General features: G+C 48.9%; 15 protein-coding genes. 11 read left to right on the top strand and 4 right to left on the bottom strand.

Going from position 1 to position 16,806, the window contains the following annotated elements; all coding sequences use genetic code 11:
* Window positions 1-13: 13 nt before the first annotated feature.
* The 5 genes from KDD36_02295 (at window position 14) to KDD36_02315 (ending at window position 7,082) form a co-directional block, all read left to right on the top strand.
* The gene (locus KDD36_02295; GenBank protein MCB0395454.1) at window positions 14-592 is read left to right on the top strand and encodes a non-canonical purine NTP diphosphatase; all 579 of its coding nucleotides are present in this window, start codon (window positions 14-16) and stop codon (window positions 590-592) included.
* Between the two features lie 80 nt (window positions 593-672).
* On the top strand, window positions 673-3,357 hold the full coding sequence (locus KDD36_02300) for a hypothetical protein (GenBank protein MCB0395455.1): 2,685 nt from the start codon (window positions 673-675) through the stop codon (window positions 3,355-3,357).
* Window positions 3,335-4,195: a PASTA domain-containing protein gene (locus KDD36_02305; GenBank protein ID MCB0395456.1), complete on the top strand. Its 861-nt coding sequence runs from the start codon at window positions 3,335-3,337 to the stop codon at window positions 4,193-4,195. The genes KDD36_02300 and KDD36_02305 overlap by 23 nt, the downstream gene beginning before the upstream one ends.
* A complete protein-coding gene (locus tag KDD36_02310) occupies window positions 4,192-6,021 on the top strand; it encodes a T9SS type A sorting domain-containing protein (GenBank protein MCB0395457.1) in 1,830 nt (609 codons plus the stop codon). The genes KDD36_02305 and KDD36_02310 overlap by 4 nt, the downstream gene beginning before the upstream one ends.
* An 8-nt stretch (window positions 6,022-6,029) precedes the next feature.
* Window positions 6,030-7,082 carry an RluA family pseudouridine synthase gene (locus tag KDD36_02315; GenBank protein ID MCB0395458.1) on the top strand — a complete coding sequence of 351 codons (1,053 nt, stop codon included), beginning with the start codon at window positions 6,030-6,032 and terminating at the stop codon, window positions 7,080-7,082.
* A 48-nt stretch (window positions 7,083-7,130) separates the two neighbouring features.
* Here the strand turns inward: KDD36_02315 and KDD36_02320 are convergent, their stop codons facing one another.
* Complete coding sequence (locus KDD36_02320) at window positions 7,131-7,472, bottom strand: single-stranded DNA-binding protein (protein MCB0395459.1); 342 nt, start codon at window positions 7,470-7,472, stop codon at window positions 7,131-7,133.
* A gap of 206 nt (window positions 7,473-7,678) precedes the next feature.
* On the opposite strand from KDD36_02320, the gene KDD36_02325 reads away from it, so the two are divergent.
* The gene (locus KDD36_02325; protein ID MCB0395460.1) at window positions 7,679-8,080 is read left to right on the top strand and encodes a hypothetical protein; all 402 of its coding nucleotides are present in this window, start codon (window positions 7,679-7,681) and stop codon (window positions 8,078-8,080) included.
* Here KDD36_02325 and mqnE read toward each other — a convergent pair.
* The 3 genes from mqnE to KDD36_02340 form a co-directional block, all read right to left on the bottom strand.
* Entirely contained in the window at window positions 8,060-9,214 is a 1,155-nt protein-coding gene (gene mqnE / locus KDD36_02330) for an aminofutalosine synthase MqnE (GenBank protein MCB0395461.1), read from the bottom strand. The two genes, KDD36_02325 and mqnE, sit on opposite strands and share 21 nt — an antisense overlap.
* Before the next feature lie 74 nt (window positions 9,215-9,288).
* Complete coding sequence (locus KDD36_02335) at window positions 9,289-9,714, bottom strand: T9SS type A sorting domain-containing protein (protein MCB0395462.1); 426 nt, start codon at window positions 9,712-9,714, stop codon at window positions 9,289-9,291.
* 56 nt (window positions 9,715-9,770) lie between these two features.
* Complete coding sequence (locus KDD36_02340; protein ID MCB0395463.1) at window positions 9,771-11,372, bottom strand: hypothetical protein; 1,602 nt, start codon at window positions 11,370-11,372, stop codon at window positions 9,771-9,773.
* Between the two features lie 18 nt (window positions 11,373-11,390).
* Between KDD36_02340 and KDD36_02345 the strand changes: the two genes are divergently transcribed.
* The 5 genes from KDD36_02345 to KDD36_02365 all read left to right on the top strand — a co-directional run bounded on the left by KDD36_02345 (window position 11,391) and on the right by KDD36_02365 (window position 16,787).
* Window positions 11,391-12,092 carry a response regulator transcription factor gene (locus KDD36_02345; GenBank protein ID MCB0395464.1) on the top strand — a complete coding sequence of 234 codons (702 nt, stop codon included), beginning with the start codon at window positions 11,391-11,393 and terminating at the stop codon, window positions 12,090-12,092.
* A 271-nt stretch (window positions 12,093-12,363) separates the two neighbouring features.
* The gene (locus KDD36_02350) at window positions 12,364-14,478 is read left to right on the top strand and encodes a HEPN domain-containing protein (GenBank protein ID MCB0395465.1); all 2,115 of its coding nucleotides are present in this window, start codon (window positions 12,364-12,366) and stop codon (window positions 14,476-14,478) included.
* The gene (cobA, locus tag KDD36_02355; protein MCB0395466.1) at window positions 14,462-15,247 is read left to right on the top strand and encodes a uroporphyrinogen-III C-methyltransferase; all 786 of its coding nucleotides are present in this window, start codon (window positions 14,462-14,464) and stop codon (window positions 15,245-15,247) included. The genes KDD36_02350 and cobA overlap by 17 nt, the downstream gene beginning before the upstream one ends.
* Window positions 15,244-15,849 (top strand): bifunctional precorrin-2 dehydrogenase/sirohydrochlorin ferrochelatase, encoded by a 606-nt coding sequence (locus KDD36_02360; GenBank protein ID MCB0395467.1) that lies wholly within the window; start codon window positions 15,244-15,246, stop codon window positions 15,847-15,849. Before cobA ends, KDD36_02360 begins: the two co-directional genes overlap by 4 nt.
* Entirely contained in the window at window positions 15,846-16,787 is a 942-nt protein-coding gene (locus tag KDD36_02365; protein ID MCB0395468.1) for a cysteine synthase family protein, read from the top strand. The genes KDD36_02360 and KDD36_02365 overlap by 4 nt, the downstream gene beginning before the upstream one ends.
* The last annotated feature ends 19 nt before the right edge of the window (window positions 16,788-16,806 follow it).

Genomic DNA, 16,806 nt, shown 5'->3' on the forward strand with positions numbered 1-16,806 from the left:
TTAACCTTTAATCATGGATATCGTTTTTGCCACAAACAACGCCCATAAACTGGAAGAGATACGGAACAAGGTGGGTAAACATTTCCGTATCCTGAGCCTGAAAGACATCGGTTGCTCAGATGAACTTCCCGAGACCCATGAGACCCTGGAAGAAAACGCACTGGAAAAGGCCGCATATGTAGCCACCAAGTTCAATGTCACGTGCTTTGCCGATGATACCGGACTGGAGATTGAGGCGCTGGACGGGCGCCCCGGTGTGTACTCCGCCAGATATGCCGGGGAACACTGTTCGGCAGAAGATAATATGACCAAGGTATTGGCGGAGATGGAGGGCAAAGACAATCGCAAGGCCAGATTCAGAACCGTGATTGCCCTGATCCTGGATGGCAGCGAAATGCTGTTCGAAGGACATGTTGATGGCCATATTACCACCGAACGAACCGGAGAAAAAGGATTTGGCTACGACCCCATTTTTATTCCGGAAGGATATACCGCCACATTCGCCGGTATGTCCATGGAAACCAAAAACCAGATCAGCCACCGGGCGATGGCCACTGCAGAACTCATCAGATTCCTGTACGAGATCACCTGATCCTGCGATGAACTGACTTCGGGGTACGCATCATTATTTCCTTAAATTTGCAAGAATCCGGAAAAAGCGGATTTTAAAAAATGAAGATCAGGGTAGGTATCATATTCGGAGGCAGCTCCAGGGAACGCGAGGTTTCGTTTGCAGGCGGACGAACCGTTTATGACAACCTCAACAAAGCTTTGTTCGAAGCCGTACCCGTTTTTGTGGATAGCTTCAACCGCTGGACACTGCTTGAATGGCCCTACATCTATAAAGGAAGTATACGGGATTTTTATCCGCCGGCTGCGGAGATTCCTCCCTCGGATCACCCATTCCAGATCTATGCGGAATGCCTGGGCGCAGACGCAGAAAAACGTCCGCTCACTGCCAGTCTGGGAAAACCGGTAACCCCCGCCCAGCTTTCTGAAATGATCGATATCGCTTTCCTGTGCCTGCACGGCGCATTCGGTGAAGACGGCCGCATTCAGGGTTTATTGGAATACGAGGGCATTCCCTATACCGGCTCCGGTATCCTGCCTTCCGCAATCGCCATCGATAAGGTGGCGCAACGCAAACTGATGGTCTCCGCAGGCTATGCATCTCCGTCCTTTATCACCATCAACAGAAAGGAAGCTTTACAGACCGGCGCGTATAAGGCCATATTTGAAAAGGCCAAAAGCATCGTCGGACTGCCTATGGTCATCAAATCTTCCAGACAGGGATCATCCATTGGTGTAACCATATTAAAGGAAGATGATCCCGATGTTTTCCGAAAAGCCCTGGAAAAAAGTTTCTTCTGCCACCGGCTCACCATTGACCAATGGAATGCTGCGGACGACAAACCAGGTCTGGTGAGAGCGCTTGCAGATTTCAGGGAACACATCGGGCTGCCACTGCTCATGGCATCGGAGACCGTATATCACCCCGAAGTATTGCTGGAAAAACTGACCGTGCATTTCCGGGAAAGCAAGCAGGAAGTATTTCTCCAGAGCCTCGATACCGAACAGGATGTGATCATCGAAGCATTTATCAACGGAAAGGAATTTTCATGCATCGTTGTTCAGGATGAGAATGGAGAACCACTGGCACTTCCTCCCACTGAAATAAAGAAAAAGGTTGACCTGTTTGATTACCGGTCCAAGTACCTTCCGGGATTATCGAGAAAGATCACACCGATTGACCTGCCGATCACAGACATCAACCGGATACGTAAAGAATGTGAATCACTCTTCACGTCCTTTATGTTTGATGTGTATGCGCGCATCGACGGATTTATCACGGAAGCAGGCGATATCTTCCTCAACGACCCGAATACCACGTCCGGGATGATGCCGTCCTCATTCTTCTTCCACCAGGCAGCGGAGATCGGACTGAATCCTTCCCAGTTTCTCACCTACATCATTCGGACTTCCTTCGTTCAAAGAAAGAAAACATTCGCCCTTACCGCGGGACTGGAAACAATACTTGACCGACTTGATCAGCTGCTGGAAAAAGAAAAGAAAGCCGAAGACGGGAAGAAACGAATAGCTGTGATTCTCGGCGGATACTCTTCGGAGAGACATATCTCGGTGGAAAGCGGAAGAAATGTTTACGAGAAATTGGCATCCTCTGCAAAGTATTTTCCCATCCCCATATTTCTGACCGGTTCGGACGAACATTATGAACTGTATCAGATCCCGGTGAACATACTACTGAAAGACAATGCAGACGATATCCGTGACAAGGCGGAGAACTTCCATATGCATGAAGTCACCAGAGAGATCATTGGCCTGGCGGAGCCCATCACCAAAAAGTTCACACATCATGCCTTCCATTTCGAACCAAGGAAAATCTCCTTTGAAGAACTCGGGAATGAGGTTGACGAAGTATTCATCGCACTGCATGGAAGACCGGGCGAAGATGGTGCCATCCAAACCAGACTGGAAGCCGTAGGACTGCCGTACAACGGATCTGATCAGCACAGTTCGGAGATCACGATAGACAAATTTGCCACCAACGAACTGCTGCGCGAAAATGGTTTTCTTGTCGCCGATCACATGCTGATCCACCAGGAAAACTGGTCAACAAAGCATGACGACCTCATCAAAGAGATAGAGAAACAGTTTTCTTATCCGCTGATCGCCAAACCAGTGGACGACGGATGCAGTTCTGCTGTTTGCAAGATCAAAAACCGGAAACAACTGGAAGCATACGCCCGCACATTTTACCGCGGAAATAATGAGATCGATCCCGATGATGCGCAGATCCTGGGCATCAAACCCAATACGGAGTTTACAGCTAAAAAAACGTTCCTGCTAGAAAGCCTGATCAGCAAAGAAGGTGCTTCACATTTTCTGGAAATCACCGGGGGCATGCTGACACATCTGGAGAAGGATGGCACGATCCGTTATGAAGTTTTCGAAGCTTCGGAAGCGCTTACCGAAGGAGATGTCTTATCACTGGAAGAAAAATTCCTGGCAGGCGAAGGTCAGAACATCACACCGGCACGATATGCCAGAGATGATAAAGAGCGTGTGCGGATTTCAACCAAAGTGAAAGATACGTTCGAACAGGCGGCACGATTGCTCAACATCCAGGGATACGCAAGGATCGATGCCTTTGTCAGAATTTATGCGGACGGTAAGGTGGATGTGATCTTTATCGAGGTCAACTCCTTACCTGGCATGACACCTGCCACATGCATCTTTCATCAATCCGCCATCAACGGATACAAACCCTTTGAATTCATAGACAGGATTATGGAATTTTCCGAAAGCCGTACCCTTGACAAAAGCCCTCATCGTTGACATGAAAATATTCCGCTTCCTTAGATCCAGGTCTTTTTTTATCAACCTGACCCTGATATTGGTTACGGTAGCGGTGATCGCATGGGTCACCCTTAACTGGCTCGATGCTTTTACCTACCACGATACTTCTGTTGCGGTACCTGATTTTAAAGGCTTAAAGATTAAAGAACTTGAACAATTTATTGCGGATAAAGATGTTAGGTTTGAAATTGTGGATTCGGTTTACGACATAAAAGCAAAAAAAGGGGTGGTTCTGGAGCAGAACCCACCTGCAGATTCGCGCGTGAAACAAAACCGAAAAATCTACCTGACCGTAAGTGCAGTCTTATCCGAACGCATCAGGATGCCGGAGTTAACTTCAAGAACATTGCGGCAGGCCCGTTCTGTATTGGCGTCTTACGACCTGAACATTGACTCCATCCGCTACATCCCCAGCATAGAAAAAGATGCCGTTCTTAAACAGCTATACAAAGGCCAGGAAATCAAAGGCGGACAATCTATCAGCAAAGGCAGCCGCATTACGCTGGTCGTTGGCGCCGGACTTTCTACGGAAAAAACAGGGATTCCCGGACTGTACGGCTTAACCATACAGGAAGCAAAACAAGCATTGGAAAGGGCAGAACTCTCACTGGGTGCCACCGTGGCTGACCCGGGCAACGAATTGACCGACACCCTCAACGCCAGGGTTTACGACCAACAACCTCGTCCAAATCCGGACCCGGTGCTTTTCAAAGGGTCCACGGTGGATATATACATTACCAATAAAGAAGGACGGATGCGTGAAGCATCACTCAACTCACCGGATTCACTTTCCGCATCCAAAGACTCGATACGATGAAAGTCTCCGTCATAATCACGTTCCTGTTCATCGGAATCCTCAGGGTCCAGGCCCAGGAAGTGCTGATGGATCTGACTGTGAATCCAACCTTACGCCATTTACAGAAACAGGATCAACACCTGTCAAATCGCATCGCCGGCGCGGGTGACACCCTGTCGTTACCGTTCAGGGATGATTTCTCACAGGAAGATGTATACCCTTCCACTGACCGTTGGGAAGGACGTTCGGTATTCATAAACAATGGGTACGGATATAATCCTGTTACATATGGTGTCGCCACGTTCGACGGGTTGAAAGCAGACGGAACACCTTATGACTTTTCCAATACCACCCAGGGCAGCGCAGATACACTCACATCCCTGCCGTTAGCCATGGATACCCTGAAAAATGTAGGTGATTCGGCACTGTTCAGTTTTTACTACCAACCCCAGGGGCGGGGTAATGCACCCGAAGAAGAAGATTCCCTGATCCTGCAATTCTATACCCCGGCACTCGGATGGCATAGCATATGGAACAAAGCAGGAAATGACACCAACATCACCTGGTTCACAAAAGTGATCATACCTGTAAAGGACACCGCATACTTTAAGAGGGGTTTCAGATTCCGGTTCCGCAACTATGCAACGCTTTCCGGTAATATAGATCACTGGCACCTGGACTATGTAAGACTTTACATTCCCAAGAGCGCAGGTGATACCATTGAAGAAGATGTGGCCTTTACCAAGCCCATCCCTTCACTGATCAGGAATTTCACCGCTATGCCCTGGCCACACTACCTCCTTGATGCAACAGGCAACATGACCGATAGCATGAGTGTCGTGCAATACAATCATTATCCCGGCCTACAACTGGTGGACAACGGAGCTTATGTGCAGGATGAGTCCGGTACTTTAGTACATACCTTCCCTACCTCTGCCAATAACCAAAACGGCATGACGGAGTTCAGCTATCGCGTACCGGTGGGATTTACATTTCCGGATAACGGAATGGACAGTGCGGAATTCAGGGTCACCGCGTACAAGAAGTTCACGAATGATCTCAACAAAAACAACGATACCATCTCTGCCATACAACGATTCTATAATTACTATGCCTATGATGACGGAACCGTTGAGAACGGATATGGACTGAGTGTTGCCAACGGTAAGATCGCCTACCGCTTTGATATGGCAACCACCGATACCCTCAGGGCTGTTCAGATGTATTTCAATCAGATGGTCAGCAGTACAACAGGGCATTCATTCAAGCTGACCGTTTGGGCAGGAGGCGGAACACCCGGCAATATATTGTACCAGCAGATCGGCCTGAGACCTACCTATACGGATAGCCTGAACAAGTTTCATACCTATGTACTTGACTCAGCTATCTCACTGTCAGGTTCCTTTTATATCGGTTGGGTGCAGGTTACCCCGGATCTGCTGAATCTGGGCCTGGATCGCAACATCATTTCAAACGACCGGATGTTCTTTAACACAACCGGCAACTGGCAGAATTCACAACTCAAAGGCAGCTGGATGATACGACCCGTATTCGGAGACTCGCTTGTTATGCCCAATGCCGTTCCGGAAGTGCCGGTGATGAACAATGATATTGAAATCTATCCGAACCCTGCACTTACTGTTCTTCACGTCAGATACAAACAGGGTATTTCCGACCTACTCAACTTTGAAGTGATGGACATGACCGGGAAACGCGTTTTGGTAGGTGTAACCGAAAACGGCACTATGGATGTCAGCACACTTCCAGCCGGATTGTACATGGTCAGTTTCAGCGAAAACAATCGCAGCTCCGGTGTGACTATACGGAAATTTATTAAATCCGAATAGCCTCAGCCTTGAACAACCACGATGACGAAATAGAAGATCAGGACGAACAGGAGTTCTTCGAACACCACCGTTTTATTGTAGATAAAGGACAGGACTTCCTGCGTATCGACAAGTACCTGATCAACCGGTTGGAGAACACCAGTCGGAGCAAGATCCAGAATGCAGCCAGTGCCGGGAACATTCTTGTAAACGGTGTTGCAGTCAAATCAAACTACAAGGTAAAACCCGGAGAAACGGTGACCATCGTACTGGCACATCCTCCGAGGGATAAAGAAATTCACCCTGAAAACATTCCGCTGGACATTGTATATGAGGATGAAGATGTAGTGGTGATCAACAAACCCGCCGGGCTGGTTGTACATCCGGGACACGGAAACTATACCGGAACATTGGTTAATGCCCTGGTCTATCATTTTCAACACCTGAGTCTTCCTTCCATCAATGAATTTGAATCCCGTCCGGGGCTCGTACACAGGCTGGACAAGAACACCACCGGATTGATGGTCATCGCAAAGAACGAGATGGCCATGGTAAAACTGGCGAAACAATTTTTCGACCGGACGATTGAGCGAACCTACACCGCATTGGTATGGGGAGATTTTGAAGAAGAAACCGGAACCATTACAGGCCACCTGGGCCGAAGCATAAAGGACCGGAAGATCATCACCGTGTTTCCGGAAGGAGACCAGGGAAAACATGCTGTAACCCATTACAAGTTACTGGAAAGATTCCGCTACGTGACATTGGTTGAGTGCAAACTGGAGACCGGTCGTACACATCAGATCAGGGTGCATATGCAGTATACCGGTCACCCGTTATTCAACGACGATTCCTACGGAGGCAATAAAATTCTCAAAGGCACCACCTTCACCAAATACAAACAGTTCATAGAAAATTGTTTTGGCATTATTCCCAGGCATGCCCTTCATGCACGCTCACTTGGATTTACCCATCCACGTACCGGGAAACAAATGTTTTTTGACAGCACCTTGCCGGAAGACATGGAAACAGTTCTGGAGAAATGGCGCAGGTATGTAGGTCAGATACCTGATGAGCAATAGAAAAAGCCGGCAGGGCAACCCATCCCGCAAAACCCCGCCGGCCCGATCCTATTTTTGATTTCCCCGAAGCATCATCAGATCGTTCACGTATATTTCAGTGACGTACCTGGTCACCCCTTCTTTGTCGTCATATGTCCTGTACTTGAGCTTCCCCTCCACCGCTACTTCACTTCCTTTGTGCAGGTACTTCCCGATAATATCGGCGGTTTTTCCGAATGCGACCACCTGATGCCACTGGGTATCGGTGACCTTGTTACCTGAGTCGTCCCTGAACGTTTCCGAAGTTGCCAATGAGAACTTGGCCACTTTCTTGCCTTTGTCCAATTCCTTCATTTCCGGATCCTGACCGAGATTACCGATCAACTGGACCCTGTTCTTTAAATGATTCATAACATCTGATTTTATTTTGCCGGACCACGCCGGAGTGAAACAACAGGGCAAACAACGGAAAGGGAATTGGCTGAAGTCGGTATATAAATATTTAAATACGACTAAAACCGGATGTCATATTTTTCAACTTCTCTTACCCAGGTGATTTCATGCAGATCTTTATCTCTCCGGGCAAAAAGATTGTCCGTCTTTTGTCTCAAAAAAAGATGCAACGAAACTGTCAGCAATGTCATCTACCGATTACCGGGCGCAGCGATAAACGGTTTTGCGATGATGCATGCCGGAATGGGTACAACAACAAACGTTATGCGACAAACAGGGCTGAGATCAGACAGGTCAACCGGATCCTGGCCCGAAACCGCCAGATCTTATCCTCCATCCTGGAGGAAGGCATGGCACTGATCACACGGGAATTCCTGTCACGCAGCGGCTTCTCCTTCGATCATTGCACCGGCATCTATGAGGATGGACATCGCCAGGTAAGACTGTGCTACGACTATGCTTATAGCAGCAGCCAGCGCCACGATCAGGTTGAACTGATGAAAGTGCATGAGGCCATTCCCGGAAACGAAGGGATAATGCTGGAACTACGAAGCCAGCGGACCTGATTCCACACCGTGGTCTTTGATCACCCGGTAAAGGGTATCGCGTTCCACCGGCTGGCGACCAGCCTGCCTGATGAGCTGCACCAGTTCTTCCGTACTCATGGTGGGACTTTGTTCTTCAGAACCGGCCATGGTATAAATCCGGGTTGAGTCATCAATGGTTCCATCCACATCATCCACCCCAAAGGAAAGGGCGAGCTGGGCGGTTGACCTGCCGATCATGGGCCAATACGCTTTGATGTGCGGGAAATTATCCAGGTAAATCCGTGAAATAGCATAGTTTCTGAGATCCTCCACCATCGTGACCTCCCTGATATGGGACATGGCATTGTCTTTATTCCGGAATTTCAACGGTATGAAGGTATTGAATCCTCCGGTTTCATCCTGAATGCTGCGCAAGGTCTCCAGGTGGTGAATTCTGTGGGCATACGTTTCCATATGACCGTAAAGCATCGTGGCATTGGAAGGGATTCCCATTCCATGAGCGGTACGGTGAATGTGTATCCAGTTCTCCGCACTGGCCTTATCATCACAAATCTGGGACCTCACTTCCGGGTGGAATATTTCCGCACCACCTCCGGGCAATGATCCGAGTCCGGCTTCTCTCAGCTGCTCCAGGCCTTCTTCGGTAGACAGTTTTGCTTTCCTGATCATATACTCCAACTCCACAGCAGTGAATGCCTTGATATGCAGATCCGGACGATGGGCCTTGATCTCCCGTATCAGGTCGCAAAAGAATTCCAGGGTTAACTTCGGATGAACGCCACCGACGATGTGGACCTCCGTGATCGGTTTGCCGTCATAGGCACGTACCATATCCATCATCTGTTCACGCGTCAGCACCCATCCGTCGTCCTCCTGTTTAAGCAACCTGGAGTAAGAGCAGAATTTACAGGTGAAAACACAAAGGTTGGTGGGTTCAATATGGAAATTACGGTTGAAATATACGCGTGAACCGTTCTTTCTCTCCGCCACGATTCCCGCCAGGATACCCAGAAAACCGGGTTCACCGCGTTCAAATAATGCAAGTCCTTCGTCCGGAGTGATGCGCTCCCCTGCCTGTACTTTCTCAGCAATGGTTCGCAGGGTGGCATCCGGTGGTGCGTCGGAACGAAAAAGTTCCAGCATGTCCTTCATGGTTTGGGGTTTGCCACAAAGGTAGCCTATTCTTCAGGAAAAAATCAATGAAAATCGGGAAGCCTCGGGTCCGGTTAGCGTGTGACCCTGATCCTGGCCATTTTCACTCCATCCTTGGTACGAACTTCTGCAAAATATAACCCATTGGCCTGGCCTGAAAGATCAATCTTGAATTTTCCACCGGTGATGTCCTTTTCATCCATCCGGGCAACAGCCGTTCCAAGCAAATTATAAATAACGATGGTCACGTCGGTGGGTTGTGCGAGGCGCACATCAATGAAGGTGACTCCCGCTGTGGGGTTGGGGTAGATGTTAACCTCCGGCTCATCCCCCATCCCGTTCCAATGAAAATCGGAACCAACCAGGTTTGCATTCGCTTCCACAGCCAAATGTTTAACTGCGGAACCCGCGACAGCAATCCCTGTCATCAACAGCGCCACCACCAGTGTCAGCACTTTTATTCCCCTGACCACTTCTGTTTTGTGTAAAGTTAGCGTCATAACGTATCTTCCCCTTTATTGAATTAAACGAACAAAGGGCCAATTGGTTACAGGTCTTAAGGCTGTGCCATGGTGAGGACGTACACACCGGAGCGGTGAACGACCGGTCCCAGTTTGTCCTGGAACATACATTCATCCGAACGATCGATGCGATAATCGTAAGGCAGAACGTGAGGTGATGTGTAGTTTTCACGATAGGATGCGGTAGCCTCCTCAAGGGCATTGCTTTCACCAACAGACATCACATCTACCTGATAAATAAGACTGAACTTCTCATACCACGGCAACAGAAAAAAAGGTTCATGGATGATCGCTTTATATCCGATCAGGGAGGACCGCTGCGTTTGACAGGCAAAGGATGAATTATCCGGACTATATAGAAATACCGCATCCCTGGGTGTGTTATCCCTGATCCATTCGTGCATTTTGGTGAGATCTCCCAGAGGGTATCTTCCCACCTGATAACGCTCCTTCATACCGGCAACGGGTATATCTTCCGAGTTCAGCAACACCAATATCATCAGAACAACCGATACCAGCACCACGTTACGCAGGTAGGCCAGCATCGTGTAAAGGTGCCCGATCAGCTGGATCATTTTACTTAATACGATGCTGATCACCACACATGCGAGCAGATTCAGCCATATGGTTGTTTTGAACCATTGCAATTTACCCGCCACCAACCATCCAACCTGCTCCAGCATCACATAGTATAATATAAGACCGAGAACAATGGTCCCCATCATCACCACGATTTTTTGCTTGTCGCCCTTTAAACGAAACAGATATAGCAACGGCAGGGTTGCAATGACCAATCCACCCAGCTTGTAGTAAGCCTTTGCCGGAAACAACGAAGGGATATAATGAAGGTGATTTCTGAATACATATAGTATCTGATAGTAGAGGTCCTTATTATAAGGCACCGCATGAAAAAACTGACGGTAAAGGATGGGCATCAGCATTGGCGCAGATACCAGTACAAACCACAGCAGGGTCTGCCAGGCCGTTCTCCAGCGATCATGCCTTTCCGTGATTAGATTTACGAACCAGAAGATCATGAACAATTGAAGGCCTACCAGAACCTGGAACAAAGATGCCAATCCCAGGAATACAGCCATCAATCGCCATTTCCGTTCGAAAAAAAACACGAACGCCCACATGGCCAGTGCCTTGGCAATGGTACTTGATATCAATGTCGGATACTGGATGTGATTGCCACCCACCGTGAACCCGTAAAAAATGATCAGTACCATCAGGGGGCTTATAAAAGGAGCGAGCCGGTCCAGACTCAACGCCGTAGTGATGCGCATGATTCCCCACGAACTAAAGGCAACGGATAACATGGTCAGGGTAAAGCAAACCACGCTCAAAGGCAGAACGGTGGACAAGGCATAAACAAGCAAAACATAGTAATGACGTATGGAAAATGCCTCGCGTGCGTAAGGGACAAAGTAGTCTCTGGTGAACAGGGTCGGATCTGCCTTCGCTAATACCAGCGGAAGGTGCTCTGCCTGGTCACCGGACATATATTCATACCCCCTCCACAGTAAAAATAAGCAGGCCACAAATAGGGAATAAATGAAAAATGTGCCCGAACTTTGAATATTGGGATTTTTGATCCGCATGCCTCTCACACAAAAGTAGCTTATTTTTGCCATGCAACATCACGGCGGGATATGACACGAATATTACTGGTAGAAGATGAACCACACCTCAGAAAGACCCTGAAGGTGAACCTGGAGCTGGACGGCTACGAGGTAGTTCCCGTTGGAGATGGCAAGGAAGCCATCCGCCTTTATCCGCAATCCCGGTTTGATCTGGTGATCCTGGATGTGATGATGCCGGGCGTGGATGGATACCACGTTTGCGAACATATCCGGCTACGTGATAAAGAAACACCCATTCTTTTCTTAACGGCGAGAAATACCAGTCAGGATCGCGTACGCGGCCTCAAACTCGGAGGTGATGATTACCTGGGAAAACCATTCGATCTCGAGGAACTCAAGATACGTATTCAGAAACTGTTGATGCGCAGGCAGCCCGCTTCAACAAACGAATCCAAACAGTTCAACATCGGAGGGCACACTGTTCACTTCAACACCTTTGAAGTACATCGTTCAGACGGCAGCCACATTGCCCTCAGTCAAAAAGAAGTACTGCTGTTAAAACTCCTGACAGAAAGAAAAAACGAAGTGGTGTCCCGCGAAGAGATCCTGGAAAAGGTCTGGGGTTATGATGTGTATCCGTCGACAAGAACCATTGACAACCATATCGTTAACTTCAGAAAATACTTTGAGCCCAATCCAAGGCAACCCAAATACTTTCACTCGGTCAGAGGGGTGGGGTATAAATTCACACATGATGAAAAAGTTAACTGATCGTTGCCTGTTGTAAATCAAAACAGGGTTTTATATCTTTGCGTTGCAGTCCATGATCGGGCAATTGCATGAACATGAAAATCAACGTAATCCCAGCCATCACCCTGAATTCATTCAACGCTTGTTGTTGTATGTGTTGCTGCTGTACTGACGAGCAGAACAGGAATGGTGCCACCGGGATGCTAACAACCATATAGAACTATCCCAAACCTATAGAAGGCCTTTCCTGCTAACCCCGGAAAGGCCTTTTTTTTGACTAAAACAACAAACCATGCAAAGCTTCAGGACCGAACTTGAAAATCCCATCGTCGAAAAGGACATCATCGACCTTGAAAAGAAGATCCGTCAATTCAGGGAAGGAAAAATTGACGAAGAAAAATTTCGCAGTCTCAGACTGGCCAGGGGGGTATATGGCCAGCGCCAACCTGGGGTGCAGATGGTACGGATCAAATTTCCATTCGGAAAGATCACCGTGGAGCAGTTCCGTCGCCTGTCTGATGTTTCCGATACGTTTTCAACAGGAAAGCTTCATCTGACCACCCGTCAGGATGTTCAGATTCATTACGTAAGTCTTGACAAGACCCCGGAACTCTGGGCGGAACTGGAGAAAGACGAAATCACCATCCGCGAAGCTTGCGGAAATACCGTACGTAACGTCACCGCATCTGCGCTCGCCGGCGTGGATGTGGATGAGCCGTTTGACGTGTCTCCATACGCTCATGGTATCTTCAGTTATTTTCTGAGAAAACCCTTCGGTCAGGACCTCGGAAGAAAATTCAAAATTGCCCTCTCATCTTCAGAAAAAGATACGGCCTATACTTTTATGCATGACCTGGGACTCATTCCTAAGATCCAAAACCAAAACGGTCAGGAAGTGAAAGGTTTTAAAGTAATGATCGGGGGTGGCCTGGGCGCACAACCCTATCCCGCACTTGTGGCCTATGATTTCCTGCCGGAGGACGAAGTGATCCCACTCATCGAAGCGATCATCAGGGTTTTTGACCGCCATGGGGAAAGAGCACGCAGAAACAAAGCCAGGATCAAATACCTCGTCCATGAAATGGGATTGGATGCCTTTATGAAATTGGTTGCTGATGAAAAACCAGCGCTGACTCATCAGAAGGTGCCTTTTGACCTGTCTCAATGGAAAGACGTAGGACCCGGACCAGACACCCTCCCCAACGGAGCCACGCCGGCGAATGAAGATAAATTCGAAGCCTGGAAGAAATCCAATGTGATAGCACAAAAACAACCCGGATTCTTTGCGGTTCAGGTAAAAATCCTTCTTGGAAACTTATCGACAAAAGAAGCCAGGGCCTTTGCAGATATCGTTCAGCAATATGCCGCCAACGACGTGCGCATTACGATCAACCAGGGTTTTGTGCTACGTTATGTTCGTGAACATGCATTGGTTCATGTTTTCAACGCACTCGAAGCACTTGGTTTTGCAGAGCCGGGATTTGACAGCGTAGCGGATATCACCGCCTGCCCCGGAACCGATACCTGCAACCTGGGAATTTCCAACAGCACCGCCACAGCCGTTGAACTGGAACGGGTGATCAAGGAAGAATACCCCGACCTTATTTACAACAACGACATCAAGATCAAGATCAGCGGATGCATGAATTCATGCGGACAGCACGGCCTGGCCCATATCGGTTTCCACGGAAGCTCGATCAAAAACGGCGAACATACCCTACCCGCCCTTCAGCTGCTTCTCGGAGGAGGTATCGTAGGTGATGGTATCGGACGGTTTGCCGACAAGATCATTAAAGTGCCCAGCAAAAGAGCGCCTCAGGTGCTCAGAGATTTGCTCGACGATTATGACCGGAACGGAAATGATAACGAGCTTTTCAACGTGTACTACGACCGTCAGGGGAAAGATTATTTCTATCAGCTACTCAAAGAGCTTGGCAATAAGGAGACCGTGGAAGAGTCCGACTACATCGACTGGGGTAACAGCGACCGCTATAAACAAGAAGTGGGTGTGGGAGAATGTGCCGGCGTCGTGATCGATCTTATCCAGACCCTGCTACTGGAAGCGGAAGAAAAACTGGACTGGGCCCAAGAAGCACTCGACCAGAATCTCGCCGCCGATTCCATGTACCATAGCTACAGTGCCCTGGTAAGTGGAGCCAAAGCCATCCTTACCGCGCAAGGCATAAAATGCAATACACAAACCGGAATCATCCGTGATTTCCAGGAAAACTTCGTGGATACCGGAAAGATCAAAGTAGAGGGCGGATTTGAAGCACTCGCCCTGCGAATCAATAAGCAACAAGCCAGCATTGAACTGGCAGCGGAATACCTGAAAGAAGCGACCGATTTCCTTGCTTCACTGAAGGCCTTCCATCAACACAAAGAAAACAATGCCGCATCCGTCTGAACCGGTAAAAGGTAAACTGACCATCCTCGGTGCTGGTCCGGGTGATCCGGAACTCATCACCCTGAAAGGTATCCGTGCATTGCGCAGCGCCGATGTGCTGCTGTACGATGCCCTGGTCAATCCCGACTTGCTGGATCATGCACCCGCAAATAGTCAAAAGATTTATGTGGGAAAGAAAGCCGGCAACCACCGCTACAGCCAGGAAGAAATTCATGCACTGATAAGTCACTTCGCACTTCAGGGTTTGCATGTGGTAAGACTCAAGGGCGGTGATCCTTTTGTATTCGGAAGAGGTCGTGAAGAATGGGCTTACGCTGCAACACTGGGGATCACCGTAGATGTAATACCGGGTATCAGCAGCAGCATCGCCGTACCGGAAGGTGCAGGGATACCACTCACCCACAGAAAACTTGCTGAAAGTTTTTGGGTGGTGACCGGCACTACATCCGGGAACAAATTATCGGATGACCTCAGGCTGGCAGCCCAATCATCTGCTACCATCGTGATCCTGATGGGGCTGGGAAAGATACACGATATCGTCAGTCTTCTCGCATCTCATGGCAAATCGGATACCCCTGCCGCCGTTATATCTTCCGGCAGTACCTCCGACGAAAAGGTCATCCTTGGAAAAGTAAATGACATCGCCGACAAGGTGCATGAGGCTGAGATCACATCACCTGCCATTATCGTTGTAGGCGATGTGGTGGCACTTGCCGAGCCATCCGAATGGATCCGATTGGAGCAAACCATTAACGCAGAGGTCCGATGAACATCCAGACGCAAGCCAGTCAGAATATACTCCTGCCGCTCTTCATGAAGCTGGACGGTCACCGCATTCTGGTGATAGGCGGTGGAAAGATCGGTCTGGAAAAGATCACCGCCATCCTGCGCAATGACCCTTCGGCCGCACTGACGGTGGTTGCGCCGGAGATCCTTCCTGAGATCACCGAACTGTCTGCACAATACGACATCCGGCTTCACAATCGTCCGTTCGAAACGGATGACTTGAACAGCATCTCGCTTGTATTCGCGGCCACAGGCCTGGCGGACGTCAACAAAATTATTCATGCAGAATCCAGAAAACGATCCATCCTGATCAACGTGGCGGATACGCCCGCACTCTGCGATTTCTATATGTCTTCCATTGTGATAAAGGGAGACCTGAAGATCGCCATATCCACGAATGGAAAATCTCCTACGTTAGGAAAACGTATGCGCGCATTCCTGGAAGAATGGCTGCCCGACAGCATCGGGGAAGTGATGGAACGCCTCCACCGTATCCGCAACAATATGAAGACGGATTTCGAACAAAAAGTAACCGAATTAAATCGCCTGACAAAGGTGTTTGAAGAAAGTAACAAAGGATCATGAGCATTACCACGGCACATCAAAAAGATACGCTGGAACACCGCCTGGCCACCCTGGCTCCGTTTGTGGGCCGTACCCCGCTCTTTCCCATTCAAAGGGCTTATCAGAAAGAGGGAGTCCGGATATTCGCCAAGCTCGAATGGATGCAGATGGGTCAGAGTGTGAAGTCCAGACCCGGATTTCAGATCATTTCAGATGCCATTCTCGAAGGTCACCTGCGCCATGGCATGGGCTTGCTGGATGCAACCAGCGGAAACACAGGAATTGCCTATGCCACCTTCGGTGCCGCATTGGGTATCCCGGTGACACTGTGCCTGCCGGAAAATGCCAGCGAAGAACGGAAGACCATCCTGCGCTCCCTCGGCGTGAACATCATTTTCACCTCACGCTTTGAAGGCACGGACGGCGCCCAGGAAAAAGCCAAGGAGATCGCAGCTGCCAATCCGGAACAATATTTCTATGCGGACCAGTATGCAAACGACAACAACTGGAAAGCCCATTTTGAGCATACCGGACCGGAGATCATCGAGCAAACCGAAGGTCGGATCACGCATTTTGTAGCCGGACTGGGAACAACCGGAACGTTCACCGGAACCGGTAGAAAATTAAAGGAATGGAATCCCTCCACCCGCCTGATCGGACTGCAACCCAATACCCCCATGCATGGCCTGGAAGGATGGAAACATTTGGAAACAGCCATCGTCCCGAAAATTTATGATCCGCTGGTTCCGGACGACATTCATGAAGTGGATACCGCCGAATCTTATGAAGTGATCAAAAAAGTAGCAGCAGATGAAGGACTGCTCCTCAGTCCGTCGTCCGCCGCCAACCTGTTAGGCGCCATGAAGGTCGCTGACAGCATCAATGAAGGCGTGGTCGTAACGGTATTTCCGGACAATGGCGATAAGTATCAGGAGGTATTCAAAAATCTATTCGGATGAGACTGAAGATTGAAGAACA

Source organism: Flavobacteriales bacterium, from assembly GCA_020435415.1.
Taxonomy (GTDB): Bacteria; Bacteroidota; Bacteroidia; order JACJYZ01; family JACJYZ01; genus JACJYZ01.

Bases quoted from the DNA above. Each gene is read 5' to 3' on its own strand.
- KDD36_02295 (MCB0395454.1), top strand. From the start codon at position 14: ATGGATATCGTTTTTGCCACAAACAACGCCCATAAACTGGAAGAGATA.
- KDD36_02300 (MCB0395455.1), top strand. From the start codon at position 673: ATGAAGATCAGGGTAGGTATCATATTCGGAGGCAGCTCCAGGGAACGC.
- KDD36_02310 (MCB0395457.1), top strand. From the start codon at position 4,192: ATGAAAGTCTCCGTCATAATCACGTTCCTGTTCATCGGAATCCTCAGG.
- KDD36_02320 (MCB0395459.1), bottom strand. From the start codon at position 7,472: ATGAATCATTTAAAGAACAGGGTCCAGTTGATCGGTAATCTCGGTCAG.
- KDD36_02325 (MCB0395460.1), top strand. From the start codon at position 7,679: ATGCAACGAAACTGTCAGCAATGTCATCTACCGATTACCGGGCGCAGC.
- mqnE (MCB0395461.1), bottom strand. From the start codon at position 9,214: ATGAAGGACATGCTGGAACTTTTTCGTTCCGACGCACCACCGGATGCC.
- KDD36_02335 (MCB0395462.1), bottom strand. From the start codon at position 9,714: ATGACGCTAACTTTACACAAAACAGAAGTGGTCAGGGGAATAAAAGTG.
- KDD36_02340 (MCB0395463.1), bottom strand. From the start codon at position 11,372: ATGGCAAAAATAAGCTACTTTTGTGTGAGAGGCATGCGGATCAAAAAT.
- KDD36_02345 (MCB0395464.1), top strand. From the start codon at position 11,391: ATGACACGAATATTACTGGTAGAAGATGAACCACACCTCAGAAAGACC.
- KDD36_02350 (MCB0395465.1), top strand. From the start codon at position 12,364: ATGCAAAGCTTCAGGACCGAACTTGAAAATCCCATCGTCGAAAAGGAC.
- cobA (MCB0395466.1), top strand. From the start codon at position 14,462: ATGCCGCATCCGTCTGAACCGGTAAAAGGTAAACTGACCATCCTCGGT.
- KDD36_02360 (MCB0395467.1), top strand. From the start codon at position 15,244: ATGAACATCCAGACGCAAGCCAGTCAGAATATACTCCTGCCGCTCTTC.
- KDD36_02365 (MCB0395468.1), top strand. From the start codon at position 15,846: ATGAGCATTACCACGGCACATCAAAAAGATACGCTGGAACACCGCCTG.